This is a genomic window from Pseudomonas sp. G3-19, from assembly GCF_054855875.1.
Genome location: NZ_JBMPIQ010000003.1, coordinates 2,279,802 through 2,299,905 on the forward strand (window position 1 = coordinate 2,279,802; position 20,104 = coordinate 2,299,905).

Sequence of the window (20,104 nt, forward strand, 5' to 3'; positions counted from 1 at the left end):
GGGAAAATTTAGCCGGCGGGGTCAAATCAGTGTTGCGGTACCGGTACCAGAGCGATCTTGTATGGCTCGAAAATCTTCAGCATCTGCCCGTTGTCCCGCAGCTCCTGCAACAATTTGCCAAACGCCTCGCCGGTGATCGGCGCGGCCGGGCGCAGAATGGAGTAATGGTGATAAACCTGATCGATGCGCTGCGACACCAGCAACTTGTCGGCCACCTTTTCGTTGCGTTTCAGGTAGTCGAACAGATAAGAGCGCGTGACCAAGGCGATGTCGGCGCGCCCGCGCAGCACCATCAACAGGTTGCTGTCATGGGAATAGGTCAACGTGGCCTTGAACGTATCCGCGAGAAATTTGGGGTCGGCGTTGAAATTGGCGAACTCGTAGTGATAACCGCTGTACAGCGCCAGCCGCTTGCCCTTGAGGTCCGAGAAGTAATCCTGCTGCCGACCCTCCTCGCGTTGCGCGACGAAAATCTCGGCATCTTCCAGACCCATATCGACCGTGGTGTGTGGAATGTCCTTCCAGCCCCACTCCGGGTTTTCGAAAATCGCCATGTCGGTGCGCCCTTCCTTCAAGTCACCGAAACGCCGGGGAATCGAGGTCGGTACCAGGACAAACTGATACTCCTTCTGCAACGCATTCAGCGCTTCGACCAATTCCGGCAGCAGACCGGTGTCGGCACCGTTTTCCGGGCGGATGGTGTAAGGCGGAAAGTGCGCGGCGCCCACTCGAACCAGTTGCGCCGCCTGCGCAGGCAGCCCTGAAAATGCCGTCAGCGCGACGAGTACCAGCCCCGTGGCCGTCCGAATTGGCGAAGACTTCAAAACACCCCACTCCCCGAAAAAATACCGATCAATGCATTCAAGCTAGGCGGTTTCGCCCAGTTAGCCAGTTTCCTGACCTGTTGAAACGTGGGTTAACGCTCTTCGAGCACCAGAATCAGCGCTTCATCGGCCAACTGATCGAGGCTCAGGCTGCCGCCGGCACGAAACCAGGTGGTGGTCCAGGACAGCGCGCCAGTGAGAAAACGTCGGGTAATGAATACATCGCCACGGATAAACCCCGCCTCCTTGGCTTCGCCCAGCACCTGCAGCCAGATGTCTTCGTAGACATCGCGCAGGGCCAGCACCCGGGCCTGACCTTCTTCGGACAGCGAACGCCATTCATAGACCAGCACCGCCATGGCTTCGCCGCTGCCGCCCATGATCGACTGCAACTCGCAGCGAATCAGCGCCAGCACCCGCTCGCGCACGTTACTGGCTTCAGCCAACGCGGCGCGCATCAACGCGGTGTTGTAACGGATGGTTTCTTCCATCACCGCCCGAAGGATTTCATCCTTGCTTTTGAAGTGATGAAAAATGCTCCCGGACTGGATCCCCACCGCCCCGGCCAGGTCACGCACGGTGGTGCGTTCATAACCCTTGTTGCGGAACAGGTGAGCCGCCACTTGCAGCAGTTTGCCGCGGGCGCTGTCAGGGTCGGTCAACTGGCCTTGGTCGACCAGTTCGCGCATGACCCTCAGGGCTTTTTGCTCGTCCACCCGTTCTCTCCTACAGTCGATCAGTCTGTTGCCCCCTGAACACGCAGGGTTGCGCGCAATTTAAGCCGCGGGCCGCAACCAAGCAAGCGCTTGGGCAGAAGATATTTCAGTGGTTTACAAACCAAGCGCTTGCTTGGTAGCCTCCAGACACTTCTGTCGCAGGTTCCTGAGTCGGAGACAACCATGCCAACCACCGTTCGGATCGGATGCGCCAGCGCATTCTGGGGTGACACCAGTACCGCCGCCGCACAACTTGTGGCCGGCGGGCAGCTGGATTATCTGGTGTTCGATTACCTGGCCGAAATCACCCTGTCGATCATGGCCGGCGCGCGCATGAAGGACCCGCAGGCAGGGTTCGCCGGGGACTTCGTTGAGGTGCTCGCGCCGCTGCTGCCGCAACTGGCTGAACAGAAAATCCGCGTCATCAGCAATGCCGGCGGGATCAATCCGAAAGCCTGTGCCGCCGCCCTGCAGGCTGCCTGCGACAAGGCCGGGGTCAGTCTGAAAATCGCCGTGCTGCTCGGCGATGACCTGCAACCGCAATTCAAGCAACTTGCCGCCCAAGGCATCCACGAAATGTTCAACGGCACGCCGCTGCCGCCGATGTGCGTATCGACCAACGCCTACCTCGGCGCACCGGGCATCGTCGAAGCCCTGCGCCTGGGCGCCGACATCGTCATCACCGGGCGCGTGGTCGACAGCGCGGTGGTCAGTGCGGCGCTGGTGCATGAATTCGGCTGGGCGTGGCACGACTACGACAAACTGGCCCAGGCCGCGCTGGCCGGGCACATCATCGAATGCGGCGCGCAATGCACCGGGGGCAATTTCACCGACTGGCGCGACGTGCCGGACTACGAAAACATCGGTTTTCCCATCGTTGAAGTCAGTGCCGACGGCCAGTTCATCGTGAGCAAACCCGAAGGCTCCGGCGGGTTGGTGACGCCGCTGTCGGTTGGCGAGCAGATGCTCTATGAAATCGGTGATCCGCAGGCCTATCTGTTGCCGGATGTAGTCTGCGATTTCACTCAAGTGAAACTGCAGCAACAGGGCAAAAACGCCGTGCACGTCCACGGAGCCAAAGGCCTGCCGCCCAGCGATAAATACAAGGTCAGCGCAACTTACCCGGACGGTTTCCGCTGCACCGCCAGTTGCCTGATCGCCGGCATCGATGCGGTGGACAAGGCGCGCCGCGTCAGTCAGGCAATCATCGACAAGACTGCAGAAATGTTCAGCCAACGCGGCTGGCCACCCTACAGCGAAGTCAACATTGAACTGCTCGGCAGCGAAGCCACATACGGCCCTCACGGCCAGCGTCGTGACAGCCGCGAGGTGGTGATCAAACTTGCGGTGCGCCATCCACTGAAACCGGCGCTGATCCTGTTCTCCCGGGAAATCGCCCAGGCTGCCACCGGCATGGCACCGGGACTGACCGGCATCGTCGGCGGACGGCCGACGGTGTATCCGCTGATCCGTCTGTTCTCATTCCTGATCGATAAAACCGCCTGCAGCCTGCACATCGACATGGCCGGTGAACAGCATCCCTGCGCCCTCCCCGCGCAAATGCCGCTCGACAGCCATGACCTGCCAACCCCCGACCAGCCACCCAAACCCCAAGGCCGCGCCGACGCCAGTGTGCCGTTGGTGAAACTGGCGGTGGCGCGCTCCGGTGACAAGGGCAACCACAGCAACATCGGTGTCCTGCCGCGTCGACCGGAATACCTGCCCTGGATCGCCGAAGCGCTGACGCCGGCGGTGATCGTCGACTGGATGCGCCATGTGCTCGACCCGATTCACGGCCGGGTAGAACGCTGGTACCTGCCCGGCACCCACAGCCTGAATTTTCTGCTGGAGAACGCGCTTGGCGGCGGTGGCGTGGCGAGTCTGCGCATCGATCCCCAGGGCAAGGCCTTCGCTCAGCAACTGCTGGAAATCCAGATCCCGGTGCCGCAGAGCATCGCCGAACAACTCGACTAGAGGTTGGGCTTCATGGCTTACGCATCGATTTTCAAAGCCGATCTGTTCAGCGGCCAGACCATCATCGTCACCGGTGGCGGCAGTGGCATCGGCCGTTGCACCGCGCATGAACTGGCGGCGCTCGGAGCCACTGTGCTGCTGGTCGGGCGCAAACCGGAGAAGCTGCAAAAGGTCGCCGCCGAAATCAGCGAAGACGGCGGCCGCGCCCATTGGCAGGCCTGCGATATCCGTGACGAAGACGCGGTGAAACAACTGGTCGCCGGGCTGATCGCCGAACACGGGCCGATCCACGGTCTGGTCAACAATGCCGGCGGCCAGTACCCGTCGCCACTGGCCGCGATCAATCAGAAAGGCTTTGAAACCGTATTGCGCACCAACCTGGTCGGCGGCTTCCTGATGGCCCGGGAAGTGTTCAACCAGTCGATGAGCAAACACGGCGGCAACATCGTCAACATGCTTGCCGACATGTGGGGCGGCATGCCCGGCATGGGCCACTCGGGCGCGGCACGTTCGGGGATGGACAACTTCACCAAAACCGCCGCGTTCGAGTGGGGGTACGCCGGGGTGCGGGTCAATGCGGTGGCGCCGGGCTGGATCGCGTCCAGCGGCATGGACACTTATGAAGGCGCTTTCAAAGCCGTGATCCCGACCCTGCGCGAACACGTGCCACTCAAACGCATCGGTACCGAATCGGAGGTCAGTGCGGCGATCGTTTTTCTGCTCAGCCCGGCGGCGGCGTTCATCAGCGGCAGCACCTTGAAAATCGATGGTGCGGCCAGTCTCGGCAGCCGCGCATGGCCGTTGCACAAGGCAAGCCACAGCGAGTCGTTCAACGGTTTCCATCGGGCGTACCTGCCCGACGTGCTCAAGGACAAGGAGTAAGCCATGCCGCAGATCCAGTCCCAACTCGATCCGCACAGTGAAGCTTTCGCGCGCAACTGCGCGGCGATGCTCACGGCCATCGAGCAAGTCCAGCAACTGGAACAGAACCTGCTGAACAAGGCTGCCGAAGCCAAGGGCAAATTCGACAAGCGCGGGCAACTGCTGCCCCGCGAACGCCTGAACCTGCTGCTCGACCCCGGCGCGCCGTTCCTCGAACTGGCGAGCCTGGCCGGCTACAAGCTGCACGACGACAAGGACGGCAGCGCTGCCGGTGGCGGCCTGATCGCCGGCATCGGTTACGTGTCCGGCATACGGGCGATGGTGGTGGCCAACAACAGCGCGATCAAGGGCGGCACGATCTCCCCCACCGGCCTGAAAAAATCCCTGCGGCTGCAACAGATCGCCCTGGAAAACAAACTGCCGGTGATCACTCTGGCAGAGAGCGGCGGCGCCAACCTCAATTATGCGGCGGAGATATTCGTCGAAGGCGCACGCAGTTTTGCCAATCAGGCGCGGATGTCGGCCATGGGGTTGCCGCAAATTACCGTGGTGCACGGCTCGGCGACGGCCGGTGGCGCCTATCAACCGGGGCTGTCGGATTACGTGGTGGTGGTGCGCGGCAAGGCCAAGCTGTTTCTCGCCGGACCGCCACTGCTCAAAGCCGCGACGGGCGAGGTCGCCACCGATGAAGAGCTGGGCGGCGCCGAGATGCACGCGCAGGTCGCCGGCACCGCCGAGTACCTGGCCGAGAACGATGCCGATGGCGTGCGCCTGGTCCGCGAGATCCTGCGCATGCTGCCGTGGAACGAGCAATTGCCGTGGCTGCCGGAGCCGCAATACAAGGCGCCGCTGTACCCGATCGACGAGCTGCTCGGGCTGATTCCCGACGACCCGAAGAAGCCCTACGACGTGCGCGAAATCGTTGCGCGGATTGCCGATGAATCGGAGTTTCTCGAATTCAAGGGCGAGTTCGATCAGCAAACCATCTGCGGCCAATTGAAAATCCAGGGCCGCGCCTGCGGCTTGATCGGCAACAATGGCCCGATCACCCCCGCCGGCGCGAGCAAGGCCGCGCAGTTCATTCAGCTGTGCGATCAGAGCCAGACGCCGCTGCTGTTCTTCCACAACACCACCGGCTTCATGGTCGGCACCGAGTCCGAGCAGCAAGGCGTGATCAAACACGGCTCGAAACTGATTCAAGCGGTGGCCAATGCGCGAGTGCCTAAACTGACGATTGTCGTCGGTGGCTCCTACGGTGCCGGCAACTATGCGATGTGCGGACGCGGTCTCGATCCACGTTTCATCTTCGCCTGGCCCAACAGCCGCACCGCGGTGATGGGCGGCGCGCAGGCCGGCAAGGTGTTGCGCATCGTCACCGAGGCCAAACAGCTCAAGGAAGGCCTGGTGCCGGATCCGAAAATGCTCGACATGCTCGAACAGGTCACCGCGCAGAAACTCGACAGCCAGTCCACCGCGCTCTACGGCAGCGCCAACCTGTGGGATGACGGCCTGATCGATCCGCGCGATACGCGCACCCTGCTCGGTTACCTGCTGGATATCTGCCACGAAGCCGACATCCGCACGTTGCAACCCAACAGCTTCGGCGTCAGCCGCTTCTGACTGCCACGGATCCCAAGGAGAACAATAAAAATGATCTTCACCCCGGAACACGAAGCACTGCGCCGCACCGTCCGCCAATTCGTCGAGCACGAAATCAACCCGCACGTCGATGAATGGGAAAAGGCCGGACGCTTTCCAATCCACGAGATTTTCCGCAAGGCCGGCGACCTCGGCCTGCTGGGGATTTCCAAGCCGGAAAAATTCGGCGGCATGGGCCTCGACTACAGCTATTCGATTGTCGCCGCCGAAGAGTTCGGCACTATCCACTGCGGCGGCATTCCGATGTCGATCGGCGTGCAGACCGACATGTGCACCCCGGCGCTGGCCCGTTTCGGCTCCGATGAATTACGCGACGAATTCCTCCGTCCGGCGATCACCGGCGAGCAGGTCGGTTGCATCGGCGTCTCGGAAGTCGGTGCCGGCTCCGACGTCGCCGGACTCAAGACCAGCGCGCGCAAGGACGGCGACGACTACGTGATCAACGGCAGCAAGATGTGGATCACCAACTCGCCCAGCGCCGACTTCATCTGCCTGCTGGCCAATACCTCGGACGACAAGCCGCACATCAACAAGTCGCTGATCATGGTGCCGATGAACACCCCGGGCATCAGCCTCAGCTCGCACCTGGACAAGCTCGGCATGCGCAGCTCGGAAACTGCCCAGGTGTTTTTCGATAACGTGCGTGTGCCGCAGCGCAACCGCATCGGCCACGAAGGCGCCGGGTTCATGATGCAGATGCTGCAGTTCCAGGAAGAACGCCTGTTCGGCGCGGCGAACATGATCAAGGGTCTGGAATATTGCGTCGACAGCACCATCGAGTACTGCAAGGAGCGCAAGACGTTCGGCAACGCGCTGATCGACAATCAGGTGATCCACTTCCGCCTCGCCGAACTGCAGACCGAAATCGAATGCCTGCGAGCGCTGGTCTATCAGGCCACCGAGCAATATGTGAAAGGTCAGGACGTCACGCGTCTGGCGTCGATGGCCAAGCTCAAGGCCGGCCGTCTCGGTCGTGAAGTCAGCGACAGTTGCCTGCAATATTGGGGCGGCATGGGCTTCATGTGGGACAACCCGGTGGCCCGCGCCTATCGCGACGTGCGGCTGGTTTCGATCGGCGGCGGCGCCGACGAAATCATGCTGGGGATCATCTGCAAACTCATGGGCATCCTGCCGGGGAAAAAGAAATGAGCCCCCTGCCCGATTGCCAGACTCTGTTGCTGGAACTGCACGGCGGCGTGCTGCACATCACCCTCAATCGCCCGGACAGCCGCAATGCGATGAGCCTGCAAATGGTCGCCGAACTGCGCGCGGTATTGGCGGCGGTGCGCGATGACCGCGGGGTTCGCGCTCTGGTCCTCAGCGGTGCCGGTGGGCATTTCTGTGCGGGGGGCGACATCAAGGACATGGCCAATGCCCGTGCCCAAGGCACCGACGCTTACCGCGAGTTGAACCGCGCCTTTGGAGCCCTGCTGCAAGAGGCTCAGGACGCACCACAAGTGCTGATCACCGTTTTACAGGGCGCAGTGCTCGGTGGTGGTTTCGGGCTGGCATGTGTCAGCGATATCGCCATGGCCGATCATCAGGCGCAGTTCGGCCTGCCGGAAACCAGCCTCGGTCTGCTGCCGGCGCAGATCGCGCCATTCGTGGTGCAGCGCATCGGCCTGACCGAGACCCGCCGACTGGCACTGACCGCTGCGCGTTTCGATGGTCATCAGGCGCGGCGGTTGGGGCTGGTGCATTTCGTCGAGCAGGATCCGCAGGCACTGGCAGAACGACTCGACGAAGTGCTCGACCATGTTTTGTGCTGCGCACCCGAAGCGAATGCGGCGACCAAAAAACTGCTGCTCGCCAGTGCCGGGCAGCCTTCGAGTGAATTGCTGGATGAGGCAGCGCAATGGTTCAGCGAAGCGGTGACCGGGGCCGAAGGGATCGAGGGCACCATGGCTTTCGTGCAAAAGCGTAAACCGCGATGGGCCCCTTAAAAGCTTCGCGAGCAAGCCCGCTCCCACAGACGGAACGCATTCCAAATGTGGGAGCGGGCTTGCTCGCGAAGAGGCCAGCACCAACACCGCAAATTCCGAGGGAACAGCCATGCCCGTCATCCACAAAATCCTGATCGCCAACCGCGGTGAAATCGCCTGCCGCATCCAGCGCACCGCCCAGGCCCTCGGCTATCGCACCGTCGCCGTATTCAGCGATGCCGACGCCGATGCCCTGCACGTGCAGATGGCCGATCAAGCGGTGAACATCGGCGCCGCATCGGTGCAACAGTCCTATCTGAACATCCCGGCGATCCTTGACGCCGCACGCCGCAGCGGTGCCGACGCGATCCACCCAGGCTACGGCTTTCTCTCGGAAAACGCCGAATTCGCCCGCGCCTGCGCAGCGGCCAACCTGACCTTCATCGGCCCCAGCGCCGAGGCCATCGAGCTGATGGGCAGCAAGCGCCTGTCGAAAATCGCCATGCTCGACGCCGGTGTTCCTTGCATCGCCGGCTATCAAGGCGCCGCGCAGGACGACGCCACTCTGCTGCGTGAAGCCGAGCGCATCGGCTACCCGCTGATGATCAAGGCCAGTGCTGGCGGCGGTGGACGCGGCATGCGTCTGGTGCACAGCAGCGAGGAATTGCCGGCGCAATTGCGCACCGCCCGCTCCGAAGCGCTGAACGGTTTCGGCAGCGACGAACTGATCCTCGAACAGGCACTGATCGAACCACGGCACGTCGAGGTACAACTGTTCGGCGATAGCCATGGCAACCTGATCTACCTCGGCGAGCGCGATTGCTCGGTGCAGCGCCGCCATCAGAAAGTCGTCGAGGAAGCACCCTGCCCGGTGATGACCCGCGAGTTGCGCCAGGCCATGGGCGAAGCGGCATTGAAGGCTGGCCGCGCGGTGAATTACCTCGGTGCGGGCACCGTCGAGTTTCTGCTCGATGCCCGTGGGCAGTTCTACTTTCTGGAAATGAACACGCGTCTGCAGGTCGAGCATCCGGTGACCGAACTGATCACCGGGCAGGATCTGGTCGCCTGGCAATTGGCCGTCGCCGAGGGGCAGCCGCTGCCGTTGACTCAGGATCAGCTCGCGCTGAACGGCCACGCCATGGAAGTGCGTCTGTATGCCGAAGATCCGACGCAGAATTTCCTGCCGCAGACCGGTCGTGTACAGGCCTGGGAACCGGCGTTGGGTCCGGGGGCGCGGATCGATCATGGCGTGCTCGAAGGTCAGTCGATCAGCCCGTTTTATGATCCGATGCTCGGCAAACTGATCGCCCACGGCGCCACCCGCGAAGAGGCACGGCGCAAGCTGCTGCGCGCGGTGCAGGACAGCGTGCTGCTCGGCGTTCAGAGCAACCAGCGTTTGCTGGTCAGCCTGCTGCAGCATCCGCAGTTCATCAGCGGTGAATTCAGCACCGCGTTCATCGCGCAGCATTTCACTGACCACCCATGCCTGCACACTTACGCCCCCACCGCCGAGGAGCTGGCCATCGCCGCCGTGCTGTTTTATCAGGCTGGCGCGCAGGCGCATCGTGCGCCGCTCAAGGGCTGGCGCAACAATGCGGGCGCGCCGCTCAATTACCGCCTCGGGCTGGAACAGCAGGAATGGAGCTTGCAACTGCTTGCGAACGGCGCTGGCCGCTTCACCGTGAACGTGATGCAGCGCGCACTGTCGCTGACCGTTATTGAGTGCAACGAACGCTCAGTGACGCTGGAAGTCGACGGCCTGCGCCAGCGTCACGCCTACCGGATCGATGACGAAGAACTCTGGCTGTTCACCCACCCCGGCAACCTGCGCCTGGAGGATCGAACTCATGCGCTGATCAGCAGTCAGAGCAGCGTCAGCTCCGGCACCCTGAAGGCGCCGATGGACGGTGCCATCGTCGACGTGCTGGTCAGCGAAGGCAGCCCGGTCAGCAAGGGTCAGTTGCTGGTGGTGCTGGAGGCAATGAAAATGGAGCATCCGCTCAAGGCCGGCATCGACGGCGTGCTCAAGCGGGTGCAGGTCAAGGTCGGCGATCAGGTAAAAAATCGTCAGGTTCTGTTGCAGGTCGAGTGAGTCGCCAGGCGCAAACGCAAGGTTTGACTACGCTCTGATCTATCAGGACGCGTAAATCAGGAAACCTGCGATGCCCCATTGGCTGGTCATTGATCTGGAAGCCACCACAGATGAAGGTGGCTGGCCGGTTACGGAAATGGAAATCATCGAAATCGGCGCGACGCTGGTCGACCGTGCCGGTCGCGAGCAGGATCACTTTCAGCGGTTCGTCAAACCGACCCGGCGGCCGTTGCTGACGCCGTTCTGCCGTGAGCTCACGCACATCACCCAGGCCAACATCGACACCGCACAGCCGCTGAGCGAGGTCTGGCCAGCATTCGAACGCTGGCTCGGGCAACACCAGACGCGCCTCGAAGGCTGGGCCAGTTGGGGCGATTACGACCGCAAGCAGTTGCTCCAGGAATGGCAGCGCCTGCAACTCGACAGCCTGTTGAGCCGGGTGCCGCACATGAACCTCAAGCAGCGCTTCGCCAAGGCCCGGCGCCTGGAACGACCGCTGGGCTTGAACGGTGCGCTGCAACTGGCCGGCATGCAGTTCAGCGGTCAACAGCACCGAGCCCTGGAAGATGCGCGCAATACCGCGCGGTTGCTGCCGTTGGTCTTGCCACTCTGAAGTCAGGGCGAGAACTCGCCGGACACGCCCCGGGCAGGTGACGGCGCCGGGAGCCTTGTGCATACTGGCCAGCCTTTTTTAACCCTTTTTTGCCCTTTTCGAGAGGAATCGCCCATGTTCAAAGTCAACGAGTACTTCGACGGCACCGTCAAGTCGATCGCTTTTGGCACCGCTGAAGGTCCGGCGACCATCGGCGTCATGGCCCCGGGCGAATACGAATTCGGCACCGCTCAGCGCGAGATCATGCACGTGGTCTCCGGTGCGCTGACCGTCAAACTGCCGGACAGCAGCGACTGGGAAACCTTCGCCGCCGGCAGCCAGTTCAACGTTCCGGCCAACAGCAAGTTCCAGCTGAAAGTCGCCGTTGAGACTGCTTACCTGTGCGAATACCGCGGCTAAGCCCACGGTTTTTCCCGGTGCAAAAAAATGCCCGTGTCCATGGACACGGGCATTTTCATTTCCGGCAGGTTACTCGAGGATTTCCACCGGCATTCCGACTTCCAGCTGACCATTGCTGTCGTTGACCAAATTTTGCCCGAACATCGCACCATCGGCCTGCGCACGGTATTTCTGCAGGGTTGCCAGCGGTTCGCGATCAGCACTGCGTTCGCCGGTTTGCGGATCGATGGTGGTCAGAATGCAGCGCGAGCAAGGCTTCACCACGCGGAACTCGACGTCACCGATACGAATGCGCTTCCAGCCGTCCTCGGCGAACGCCGCGCTGCCTTCGATCACCAGATTCGGCCGAAAGCGCAACATCTCCAGCGGTCGTCCGACCTTTTGCACCAGATCCTCAAGTGACGCTTCGCCAATCAGCAACAGCGGGAAACCGTCAGCGAACGCGACCTGATCGTCCTCACGGCCATAACCGGCCTGCGTCATGCGCGCGCGATCAAGCGGCACCTGCACCAGACGGGTCGGTTTGCCGATGAAATCGCTGACCCAGCGGGCCGCTGCATCACCGGCATCCGGCACGCGCAGGGTGTCACGCCAGATGGTCACACCGCGCAAGTCGGAATCGGCCTCGGGCAATGGCACGTCCAGCGCGGCAAGCCCGGGGGCACTCAGGGTCAGACCGCCCTGCGCATTCCACAGCGCCGACAACTGGCTCATTTTCGCCTCGGCCCGCTGGGTCAGAAAGCGGCCGCTGGCTTCATCCACGAGCATCCAGCGTCGGTCCCCTGCAAGGCCCAGTTTGTCCAGGCCAATCGATTGCAGAATCTCGGGTTTGCCGGATTTCAACGGATAACGATAAAGCGCGCTCAGACGCAGCATGGCCAGCTCCCTGGTGGGCAAAAAAGCCACCCTATACGAGCTTTATCGGCGAATCAAAGACAGATGCGCGCCCCCCTGAAAAGATAACTTTGTGGCGAGGGGATTTATCCCCGATGGGGCGCGAAGCGGCCCCACCTGAATCAAGAAGCGGGACCGCTGCGCAGTCCATCGGGGATAAATCCCCTCGCTACAGGGTTTCGTCAGGCTGGCACTTCATCGAGCATCAGACGCTGACGCACCACATCGACCAGTTTGTCCGGCTGGAATTTGGAGAGGAAGTTGTCGCAACCGACCTTCTTCACCATCGAGTCGTTGAAGCTGCCGGACAGTGAAGTGTGTAACACCACGTACAGACCGCGCAGACGCGGATCGTTGCGGATCTCGGTGGTTAGGCGATAGCCGTCCATTTCCGGCATCTCCGCGTCGGTGAACACCATCAGCAGTTTGTCGGTCATGTTCACGCCGGTATCGGCCCAGGCCTTGAGCATGTTCAGCGCCTTCAGACCGTCGCTGGCGATGTGCATTTTCACCCCGAGCTGGCCAAGGGTGTCGCGCAGTTGCGAAAGCGCCACGTTGGAGTCGTCCACCAGAAGCACTTCGCGGCCACGGGCACGCTCCAGCACCGGATCATCGAGCTTGTCACGCGAGACCTTGGCGTTGTACGGGACGATTTCGGCGAGGACTTTCTCGACGTCGATGATTTCCACCAATTGATCGTCAACCTTGCTGATTGCAGTCAGGTAGTGCTGGCGGCCAGCACTGGTCGGCGGCGGCAGAATGGCTTCCCAGTTCATGTTGACGATGCGATCCACGCCACCGACGAGGAAAGCCTGCACCGAACGGTTGTACTCGGTGACGATGATGGTGCTGTTCGGGCCCGGCACCAGCGGGCGCATGCCGATCGCCTGAGACAGATCGATCACCGGCAGCGTCTGCCCACGCAGGTTGACCACGCCGCAGACAAACGGGTGACGCTGTGGCATCAGGGTCAACTTCGGCAGTTGGAGAACTTCCTGAACCTTGAACACGTTGATCGCGAACAATTGGCGTCCGGCCAGTCGAAACATGAGAATTTCCAGGCGATTCTCACCCACCAGTTGCGTGCGTTGGTCTACCGTGTCGAGAATGCCGGCCATCAATGACTCCTGGGCTTGTTCTGATGAATTCACTACTAAGTGGGGTTATCGGCTGTTTATGGCGATTCTTGATCCCCACAAAATTCACCATCAAAATGCCACACATGGGCATTGATGTCACATTAACATCATGGTTTACTGACCCGGTGTTTTCATCTGCTACATTCTCTTCTGGCGCGACCACAGTTTGCGCCACAGGTTCCCGCGCGTAAGGGAATCCCCTAGGAACAATCAGGCCCAACCTGATGTTCGCAATATCCAATAGCCATTAATGTGACGCCATTCTCATTGCATGAACGGAGTCAGGCTATTGTGTGCGATCGCAGGTCAGTGGAACCCCACCCTCTGGAAAACCTCAGCCAGTGCAATTGCACGGTGGGGCGCGATCTCCCGACGATCCACGAACGTCGACACACACGGCATTCCCTCATCAGACATGACGCTGTGGAGATAAGCATGCCAATCGACCGTAAAGACTGGGCGCAACGCTTTCCCGAATTCCTCGTCGAAGCTGAAACACTCCTGGCCAAGTCCGAAGAGTGCCTGAGCCACCTGCAATTGATCAGCAACGACAAAGACGCCATCGACTGCATGCGCAACACCCTGCTCAAACTGGCGAGTCGGGCTGAAGCGTTGGCACTGGAGGCGATCTCCGAGTTTTCCCTGCATATTCACAGCCTGCTCGACCACGCGCCGGATCATATCGATCTGCACGCACAGGCGCTGAATGCGCTGCAGGACTGTTTCACCTTGATGGCCTGGCAGATTGAACTGGTCGATCACAATACCGGCCAATTGAGCCTGGATGGCAGCGAACAAACCTCACTGATCGAAGCTTTCGCGTTTCAGGTCGGTCAAAACCAGTTCAAGCCACCGCTCCGGCCTCAGCCGGTTTCGCTGTTGTCTTATTCCGAGCGTCAGGCGTGATCCGCCGCATTCAAAGCGTAAATCCAGGCTGAAGACGGGAATCGCTGAATGTCGCAATTGGATAGTTCATACCTGCCAGCGACAATTCGAATTAAATAATCACATCTGACACCAGCAGATATTCTGCCGCGGCCTCAGGGTTTGCCTGTATCTGTGTAACGATCAACTTCGAACCGCACGGATCTCTACCAAGCACAATAAAACGACATTTTCCATAATGGAACTCACGTCCAACATGACGTATTTCCTGACTCATTGGACATATATCGCAAACGCGACCAACGGTATCTTAAGTGGTATTATGCCGACCGTTAGTTGCTTTCAACTAATGGCACAGTGATTCAGCGACTGTCATCCAACGAACTTGATGGTCGAATATCGTTCACTGTACTTCGTTAAAATCAATAACATAATTGACAGCATTTTCAGACAGAGATCCGCCAGCCACCGGCCGGTCTGCCCGTAGCGAACATCCATTGGCTCCATCCGTTATGTACGCCAGCCTCAAGTCAATCATCAAATGGCCACCGTCCCGGGAAAATGCACGCCGGTTCACTCTCATATTGAGTGTCATCGCCGCCGCTGGCAGCCTGCTGACCTACGGATTGTCTGCTCCGCTCTCACTGGGTCTGCTGCTGTTGAATATTGCCGCCACTGCTTGTGTCTGGGTGCAATATCGACTGTCGCGCAAATCGATCAAGTTTCAGCCTCAGGAACTCGCCGACCGTTTGCTGGAAGTCCAGGAAAACGAACGCCACCGTCTCAGCCGTGAACTGCACGACGATATCGGCCAGTTACTGACAGCGGCCAAGCTGCAAAGTGAATGGCTGAAAAAACGCCTGCCAGCCGACTTGCAAGCGCAATGCTCGACACTCTGCGACACCCTTGATGAAACCCTCAACAAGGTGCGCGACGTTTCCGCCATTCTCAATCCGCGCCAACTGACCAGCCTCGGGCTGGAGGCCAGTCTGCGCGCGCACCTGCTCAAGACCCTGGCGAACACCTCGGTGCACTGGAGCCTCGATTGCCAGCAACGGCTCAATGGCATTCCGGAAGAAATGGCGGTCGCTGCCTTTCGCATTGCCCAGGAAGCGGTCACCAACATTCTGCGTCACGCGCAGGCCAGCAATCTGCTGATCCGCGTGCAACGCTTGCCAAAAGGCCTGACGCTGTTGATCAGCGACGACGGCCAAGGCTTTGCGCCTGCCGCGGACCCGGGCCGGGAAGGACAGCGCGGAATGGCCGGGATGGCCGAAAGGATCGAACAGTTGGGCGGCACGCTGAACGTCATCAGCGAGCCGGGCAAAGGCACTCAAATCGAAGCACTATTCCCCTGGGCGCCCCGTGCACTCGAGCGGGCCAGTACGAATAAGGTTATGCGTTGACTTGTAACTTACTTCTGGTGGATGACCACTCGCTGATCAGGGCCGGCGTGCGCGCTCTGGTGCTCGATATTCCCGGTTACGCGGTCGTTGGCGAAGCCAGCGACGGCTCGCAGTTGCTCGAAATGGTCGAGCAACTGGCGCCCGACATCGTGTTGCTGGATATCTCGATGAAGGAAACCGGTGGCCTGGAAGCCTTGCAACGGCTCAAGCGGGTGCGCCCGCAAAGCAAGGTGCTGATTCTCTCGATGCACACCGATCCGGCGCTGATCATGCAGGCGCTGGAATCCGGCGCGCACGGTTACCTGCTCAAGGACACCACGGCCACCGAGCTTGAACACGCCCTCGAAGCCTTGCGTAATAACGAGCGCTACCTGAGCCCGGCCATCGCCCACACCGTGATCAACCAGGCGCTGACCCGCACGCAGAAAAACCAGCCGGAAGTCGCCGACTCGCACAATCTGACGGCACGCCAGCTGGAAATCCTGCGGTTGATCGTACGCGGCAAATCCACCCGGGAGATCGCCAACGGCCTGGGCCTGAGCATCAAGACCGTCGAGACCCACCGCTCGCAGATCATGAAACGCCTGCAGATCTACGACGTGGCGGGTCTGGTGCTGTTCGCGGTGCGCGAACAGATCATCAGTCTGGACGACTGATCGAACCCGCGCCGCCCAACAGCGGCGAATGCTCCGGCAAATGCACCTGCAAGGCGGCGGGGCGCGCCTCGAAACGCAGGCTGTCGCCCTCCAGCGGCTCGCCGTCAAGGTTGATGCTCAGCCCCTCGGCGACCTTGATTTCGACCCAGGGCAAACGGGCCCGGACAAACATATTGTCGAGGCCGAAGCCGTCGCTGAGCAGGTTCTTCAGCGTGCCCACCAACTCCTGTGGCGCCGGCAGAATACTGATGTCCAATAGACCATCGTCCGCCAGTGCCTGCGGGCACAAGACGTGTCCGCCGCCTGCCTGACGACCGTTGCCGATGCCCAATGCGAGCAGCTCGCCGCTCCAGTGAAAGTCCGGCCCTTGCAGTTCACCGTAAGCCGCGTGCAGCTCACTGAAGCGCGACAAACCGGTGAACAGATAGGCGGCCCCGCCGAGCACTTTTTTCAGATCTTCAGAGGTATTGGCCGTGACCTGGCTGCCGAAACCACCCGTCGCCATGTTCAGGAAAATCTGCCCACCGACTTCGCCCAGGTCAATCTTGCGCGGTGGCACGTCCAGCATTTCCAGTGCTTCGGCCGGCTCCAGCGGGATCCCCGCCGCGCGGGAAAAATCGTTAGCCGTTCCTAGCGGCAACAGCACCAGACTGGCCTCGTCCGGATGCGCGGCAAGCGCTTCAGCGATATCGCGCAACGTGCCATCTCCGCCTCCGGCGATGATCTTCCGAAAGCCACTCGCCAGTGCTTCTTCCACCAGACGCTGAGCGTCACCGGCCTCCCAGGTCAGCCGTACGGCCAATTCCCAGCCCTGCTTGCGTTTGCCTTCGACGGCGGCGCGAACCGCCTCATTGAGTGCCTGCTTGCCATGCAGAATCAACAGCGCCCTGCGTTCACTCATTACGGTCACTCCCCAAGATTGAATCGGTATGAAACATCTTGACCACTGGTGCAGGCAAAAAAGCCATGGGAACACCATTTAATTCAAGCGACTGACCTGTTGCGTCCTACGCGACGGTATTTTTTCTTACAACATGTGAGGAATCGGCTCAATTGACCGGACACGATCCTTGATTCACCTTGTGCAGGTGGTATCAATTTTCGATTCAACAACACAAGGATGTGCAGGTAATGATTGGATACACCCTCGGAGCTGTTGGCAGTCTGGATGACGGGAAGGCCGGTGCGCTTACATTTGAAACAGCCGATGGACATTTCCATGCCAAGCCATGAAGCCAGAATTGCAAATAGTCCAGTTGCCCCTCTGGACGAAAGTCGCGCCAGTCACAAATCCGATTTCAGAAAGAACGCCAGAACCGCTGGAGAAGTTGATATGGAACCGCGCGTGACCGAACTGGAAACCCACCTCAAATACATTCGTCGGGATATGGACGAAGTTCGCGGGGATGTAAAGACCATCAAGCACCGTCTCGCCTATTCGGCGGGTGCGACGGCGGTGGTCCTGGGACTGCTGGGATGGGTTGCCAACAGCCGGTTCGATCAGTTGGTCACACTGATGAGCCATTGACAGAGGAATGCAGGCATCGACGCGGTATCGGTCGAGCCTGCAATTACCGGAAGCGGATCAGCCGAGCAGGTCGCTCAGGGGAATGAACCCGACCTCATCGCCTTCTACCAGCGTGCGGCCTTCCAGCACCTCTACCAGACCATCCGCCCAGGCCGCGCTGCGCAGCACACCGGAGCTTTGATTGCGGTAGATGATCGCCCGCCCCTGCTCGAGACGACCGCGCAGGTATTCGCGCCGATTGCCGGCCACAGGCCAGACAAAACCTGCCGGAACCGTAAACTTCAGGGGTTCGACATCCTGTACGCCCTGACGCCGCAACAAGTAGGGCCGCGTGAGCAGAGCAAAGGTCACCAGCGTCGAAGCGGGGTTGCCCGGCAGGCCGATGACCGGCACCTTGCGAAAATGACCGAATGTCAGCGGCTTGCCCGGTTTGATGGCCAGTTTCCACAGCGCCAGCTCGCCCTCTTCCCGCAATGCGATGCCAAGAAAATCCGCTTCACCGACCGACACGCCTCCGGTCGAGAGAATCAGGTCGACACCCTGCAAGTCGCCAAGGCGCGCCCGCGTGGTCGCCAGATCGTCCGGAAGAATACCGGCATCAATCACTTCACAACCCAGGCGCTGCAGCCAACTGCACAACACCACCCGATTACTGTTGTAGATCTGCCCCGGCCCCAGCGGCCGGCCCGGCTCGACCAGCTCATCGCCGGTGGACAGCACCGCCACTCGGACCTTGCGTACCACATTCAGCCCGGCACACCCCTGCGACGCCGCCAGACCTTGTTCGATCGGTCCCAGCCGGGTACCTGCAGCCAGAATCAACTCACCCACCGTGGTTTCCTGGCCTTGCGGGCGAATGTTCTGGCCGACGCTCATGGTTTCGATGAAACGCACGCTGCCATCGTCCTGAACTTCGGCGTTCTCCTGCATTTCCACGCAATCGGCCCCGTCAGGCACTGGCGCACCGGTGAAGATCCGCGCGCAGGTACCGGGCTTCAACGGCTCAGGCGCCTGCCCGGCAAAGACTTTCTGGCTGACCGGCAGCGGTGCGCCGGTCCAGTCGGCCAGATTCAGGGCATAACCATCCATGGCGCTATTTGGCCAGGGTGGTAGGTCCAGGGTCGAAACCAGGTCCTCGGCGAGCACCCGCCCCTCGACTTCGGCCAAGGGCAGAAACTCGCGTTCGACAATCGGCGAGGCTTCAGCCATCTCCAGCAGGCGGGCCAACGCTTGCTCGACAGGCATCAGGCTGCCGGTCTTGCCCGGCTTACCCACGGGATTCACAGGGCGCCGCCTGTTTCAGGTGAGGGACGAAGTTGCACGGACGGTGCCGCGAATCCAGCTGTTCGGCGAGAATGCCGTCCCAACCGGTGCGCACCGCATTGGTCGAACCTGGCAGGCAGCACACCAGTGTGCCATTGGCCAGGCCGGCCAGTGCCCGCGACTGCACGGTCGAAGTACCGATATCGGCCACCGAGATCTGGCGGAACAGTTCACCGAAGCCGTCAACCTGCTTGTCGAGCAGACAAGCCACGGCTTCAGGCGTGCTGTCACGCCCGGTGAAACCAGTGCCGCCGGTAATCAACACGACCTGCACGACGTCCTCGGCAATCCAGTGGGCAACTTGCGCGCGGATCTTGTACAGGTCATCTTTGAGCAGGACCCGTTCGGCCAAGCGGTGACCGGCAGCAGTCAGGCGGTCGACGAAGACCTGGCCTGAGGTGTCGGTTTCCAGGGTTCGGGTATCGCTGACAGTCAGCACCGCAATGTTCAGCGGCGCAAAAGGTACATCGGCCTTGGCTTTCATTAGGCTCGTCCAGTTGTAGGAGAAACAGCCCGGTGTTATATCACAGCGCCTGAATTTTTCGCCGCCCCGCTGGAGAGCTGCCATGACCTCGAATACGCCATTGCCCCCCTGCTCCATTCTGCTCCTGGCAGGCGGACGCGGCCAGCGCATGGGCGGCCAGGACAAAGGGCTGGTCGAATGGCAGGGTGAGCCGCTGATTGCGCATTTGCAGCGCAAGGTCCGACCGCTGACTGACGATCTGATCATCTCCTGCAATCGCAATCACGAGCGTTATGCAGCCTACGCCGATCAATTGGTCAGCGATGAGCAAGGCGATTTTCCCGGTCCCCTGGCCGGCATCCTCGCCGGACTCAAGGCAGCCCGCCAGCCACACCTGCTGGTCTTGCCCTGCGATGTGCCGCGAATCGACGCCGCGCTGTTGCAGGACATGCGTGAAACCGCCGGCCTGTTTCCTGAAAAACCTTTAATGTTGCGTCACGACGACCACTGGGAACCCCTGCTGTGTGTAATTCCCGTCGCCCTGTTGCCCGCCTTCGAAACCGCGTGGAACGCCGGCGAACGCAGCCCCGGCCGAATCATGCGCAATCTCGGCGCGACTGCCCTGCAATGCCCCGACAATGACCCGCGCCTGGCCAACCTGAACACCCCCGAACTGTTAAATACGCACAACACTGTGTCAGACTGACAGCATTCAAGGAACTCTCACGC

General features: G+C 60.9%; 20 protein-coding genes. 13 read left to right on the forward strand and 7 right to left on the reverse strand.

All coding sequences use genetic code 11. The features are described 5' to 3' along the window. Positions 1 to 26: 26 nt before the first annotated feature. Together ACOYXI_RS10450 and ACOYXI_RS10455 are read right to left on the reverse strand one after the other, a co-directional pair. The gene (locus ACOYXI_RS10450; protein WP_098964866.1) at positions 27 to 824 is read right to left on the reverse strand and encodes a substrate-binding periplasmic protein; all 798 of its coding nucleotides are present in this window, start codon (positions 822 to 824) and stop codon (positions 27 to 29) included. 92 nt (positions 825 to 916) lie between these two features. After that, the gene (locus tag ACOYXI_RS10455) at positions 917 to 1,540 is read right to left on the reverse strand and encodes a TetR/AcrR family transcriptional regulator (RefSeq protein WP_223007670.1); all 624 of its coding nucleotides are present in this window, start codon (positions 1,538 to 1,540) and stop codon (positions 917 to 919) included. Between the two features lie 183 nt (positions 1,541 to 1,723). On the opposite strand from ACOYXI_RS10455, the gene ACOYXI_RS10460 reads away from it, so the two are divergent. The 8 genes from ACOYXI_RS10460 (at position 1,724) to ppnP (ending at position 11,081) form a co-directional block, all read left to right on the forward strand. Beyond that, on the forward strand, positions 1,724 to 3,514 hold the full coding sequence (locus ACOYXI_RS10460) for an acyclic terpene utilization AtuA family protein (RefSeq protein ID WP_461674815.1): 1,791 nt from the start codon (positions 1,724 to 1,726) through the stop codon (positions 3,512 to 3,514). Positions 3,515 to 3,526: 12 nt separating this feature from the next. Further along, positions 3,527 to 4,396 carry an SDR family oxidoreductase gene (locus ACOYXI_RS10465; protein WP_115989249.1) on the forward strand — a complete coding sequence of 290 codons (870 nt, stop codon included), beginning with the start codon at positions 3,527 to 3,529 and terminating at the stop codon, positions 4,394 to 4,396. Between the two features lie 3 nt (positions 4,397 to 4,399). Next, positions 4,400 to 6,016 (forward strand): geranyl-CoA carboxylase subunit beta, encoded by a 1,617-nt coding sequence (gene atuC / locus ACOYXI_RS10470; RefSeq protein ID WP_098964870.1) that lies wholly within the window; start codon positions 4,400 to 4,402, stop codon positions 6,014 to 6,016. Between the two features lie 30 nt (positions 6,017 to 6,046). Continuing rightward, a complete protein-coding gene (gene atuD, locus ACOYXI_RS10475) occupies positions 6,047 to 7,204 on the forward strand; it encodes a citronellyl-CoA dehydrogenase (RefSeq protein ID WP_027613409.1) in 1,158 nt (385 codons plus the stop codon). Beyond that, complete coding sequence (locus ACOYXI_RS10480; protein WP_461674816.1) at positions 7,201 to 7,998, forward strand: enoyl-CoA hydratase/isomerase family protein; 798 nt, start codon at positions 7,201 to 7,203, stop codon at positions 7,996 to 7,998. The genes atuD and ACOYXI_RS10480 overlap by 4 nt, the downstream gene beginning before the upstream one ends. Positions 7,999 to 8,107: 109 nt before the next feature. Then, the gene (locus ACOYXI_RS10485) at positions 8,108 to 10,069 is read left to right on the forward strand and encodes an acetyl/propionyl/methylcrotonyl-CoA carboxylase subunit alpha (RefSeq protein WP_282412424.1); all 1,962 of its coding nucleotides are present in this window, start codon (positions 8,108 to 8,110) and stop codon (positions 10,067 to 10,069) included. 70 nt (positions 10,070 to 10,139) lie between these two features. Beyond that, positions 10,140 to 10,682 carry a 3'-5' exonuclease gene (locus ACOYXI_RS10490; protein ID WP_134786998.1) on the forward strand — a complete coding sequence of 181 codons (543 nt, stop codon included), beginning with the start codon at positions 10,140 to 10,142 and terminating at the stop codon, positions 10,680 to 10,682. A 114-nt stretch (positions 10,683 to 10,796) separates the two neighbouring features. Further along, positions 10,797 to 11,081, forward strand: coding sequence for a pyrimidine/purine nucleoside phosphorylase (gene ppnP / locus ACOYXI_RS10495; RefSeq protein ID WP_097088279.1), 285 nt, complete (start codon positions 10,797 to 10,799; stop codon positions 11,079 to 11,081). A 69-nt stretch (positions 11,082 to 11,150) separates the two neighbouring features. On the opposite strand, the gene ACOYXI_RS10500 is transcribed toward ppnP, so the two are convergent. Together ACOYXI_RS10500 and ACOYXI_RS10505 are read right to left on the reverse strand one after the other, a co-directional pair. Then, the gene (locus ACOYXI_RS10500; protein ID WP_134786999.1) at positions 11,151 to 11,957 is read right to left on the reverse strand and encodes an MOSC domain-containing protein; all 807 of its coding nucleotides are present in this window, start codon (positions 11,955 to 11,957) and stop codon (positions 11,151 to 11,153) included. A 200-nt stretch (positions 11,958 to 12,157) separates the two neighbouring features. Beyond that, complete coding sequence (locus tag ACOYXI_RS10505) at positions 12,158 to 13,093, reverse strand: chemotaxis protein CheV (protein WP_003226705.1); 936 nt, start codon at positions 13,091 to 13,093, stop codon at positions 12,158 to 12,160. Positions 13,094 to 13,549: 456 nt separating this feature from the next. Here ACOYXI_RS10505 and ACOYXI_RS10510 point away from each other — a divergent pair, with 456 nt between their 5' ends. The 3 genes from ACOYXI_RS10510 to ACOYXI_RS10520 all read left to right on the forward strand — a co-directional run bounded on the left by ACOYXI_RS10510 (position 13,550) and on the right by ACOYXI_RS10520 (position 16,061). Then, positions 13,550 to 14,020: a hypothetical protein gene (locus ACOYXI_RS10510; RefSeq protein ID WP_098964877.1), complete on the forward strand. Its 471-nt coding sequence runs from the start codon at positions 13,550 to 13,552 to the stop codon at positions 14,018 to 14,020. 491 nt (positions 14,021 to 14,511) lie between these two features. Further along, positions 14,512 to 15,405, forward strand: a complete 894-nt coding sequence (locus ACOYXI_RS10515) for a sensor histidine kinase (protein WP_027613415.1) — start codon at positions 14,512 to 14,514, stop codon at positions 15,403 to 15,405. After that, complete coding sequence (locus ACOYXI_RS10520) at positions 15,402 to 16,061, forward strand: response regulator (RefSeq protein WP_007969079.1); 660 nt, start codon at positions 15,402 to 15,404, stop codon at positions 16,059 to 16,061. The genes ACOYXI_RS10515 and ACOYXI_RS10520 overlap by 4 nt, the downstream gene beginning before the upstream one ends. Here the strand turns inward: ACOYXI_RS10520 and yegS are convergent. Beyond that, positions 16,045 to 16,962 (reverse strand): lipid kinase YegS, encoded by a 918-nt coding sequence (gene yegS, locus ACOYXI_RS10525; RefSeq protein WP_097088281.1) that lies wholly within the window; start codon positions 16,960 to 16,962, stop codon positions 16,045 to 16,047. The genes ACOYXI_RS10520 and yegS overlap by 17 nt on opposite strands. A gap of 318 nt (positions 16,963 to 17,280) precedes the next feature. Here yegS and ACOYXI_RS10530 point away from each other — a divergent pair, with 318 nt between their 5' ends. Beyond that, complete coding sequence (locus tag ACOYXI_RS10530) at positions 17,281 to 17,589, forward strand: hypothetical protein (RefSeq protein WP_171061883.1); 309 nt, start codon at positions 17,281 to 17,283, stop codon at positions 17,587 to 17,589. A 57-nt stretch (positions 17,590 to 17,646) separates the two neighbouring features. Here the strand turns inward: ACOYXI_RS10530 and ACOYXI_RS10535 are convergent, their stop codons facing one another. Together ACOYXI_RS10535 and moaB are read right to left on the reverse strand one after the other, a co-directional pair. Beyond that, entirely contained in the window at positions 17,647 to 18,873 is a 1,227-nt protein-coding gene (locus tag ACOYXI_RS10535) for a molybdopterin molybdotransferase MoeA (protein ID WP_223007683.1), read from the reverse strand. Then, positions 18,857 to 19,396 (reverse strand): molybdenum cofactor biosynthesis protein B, encoded by a 540-nt coding sequence (gene moaB / locus ACOYXI_RS10540; RefSeq protein ID WP_003226719.1) that lies wholly within the window; start codon positions 19,394 to 19,396, stop codon positions 18,857 to 18,859. The genes ACOYXI_RS10535 and moaB overlap by 17 nt, the downstream gene beginning before the upstream one ends. 82 nt (positions 19,397 to 19,478) lie before the next feature. Here moaB and mobA point away from each other — a divergent pair, with 82 nt between their 5' ends. Continuing rightward, positions 19,479 to 20,081 (forward strand): molybdenum cofactor guanylyltransferase MobA, encoded by a 603-nt coding sequence (gene mobA / locus ACOYXI_RS10545; RefSeq protein ID WP_461674817.1) that lies wholly within the window; start codon positions 19,479 to 19,481, stop codon positions 20,079 to 20,081. Positions 20,082 to 20,104: the final 23 nt, after the last annotated feature.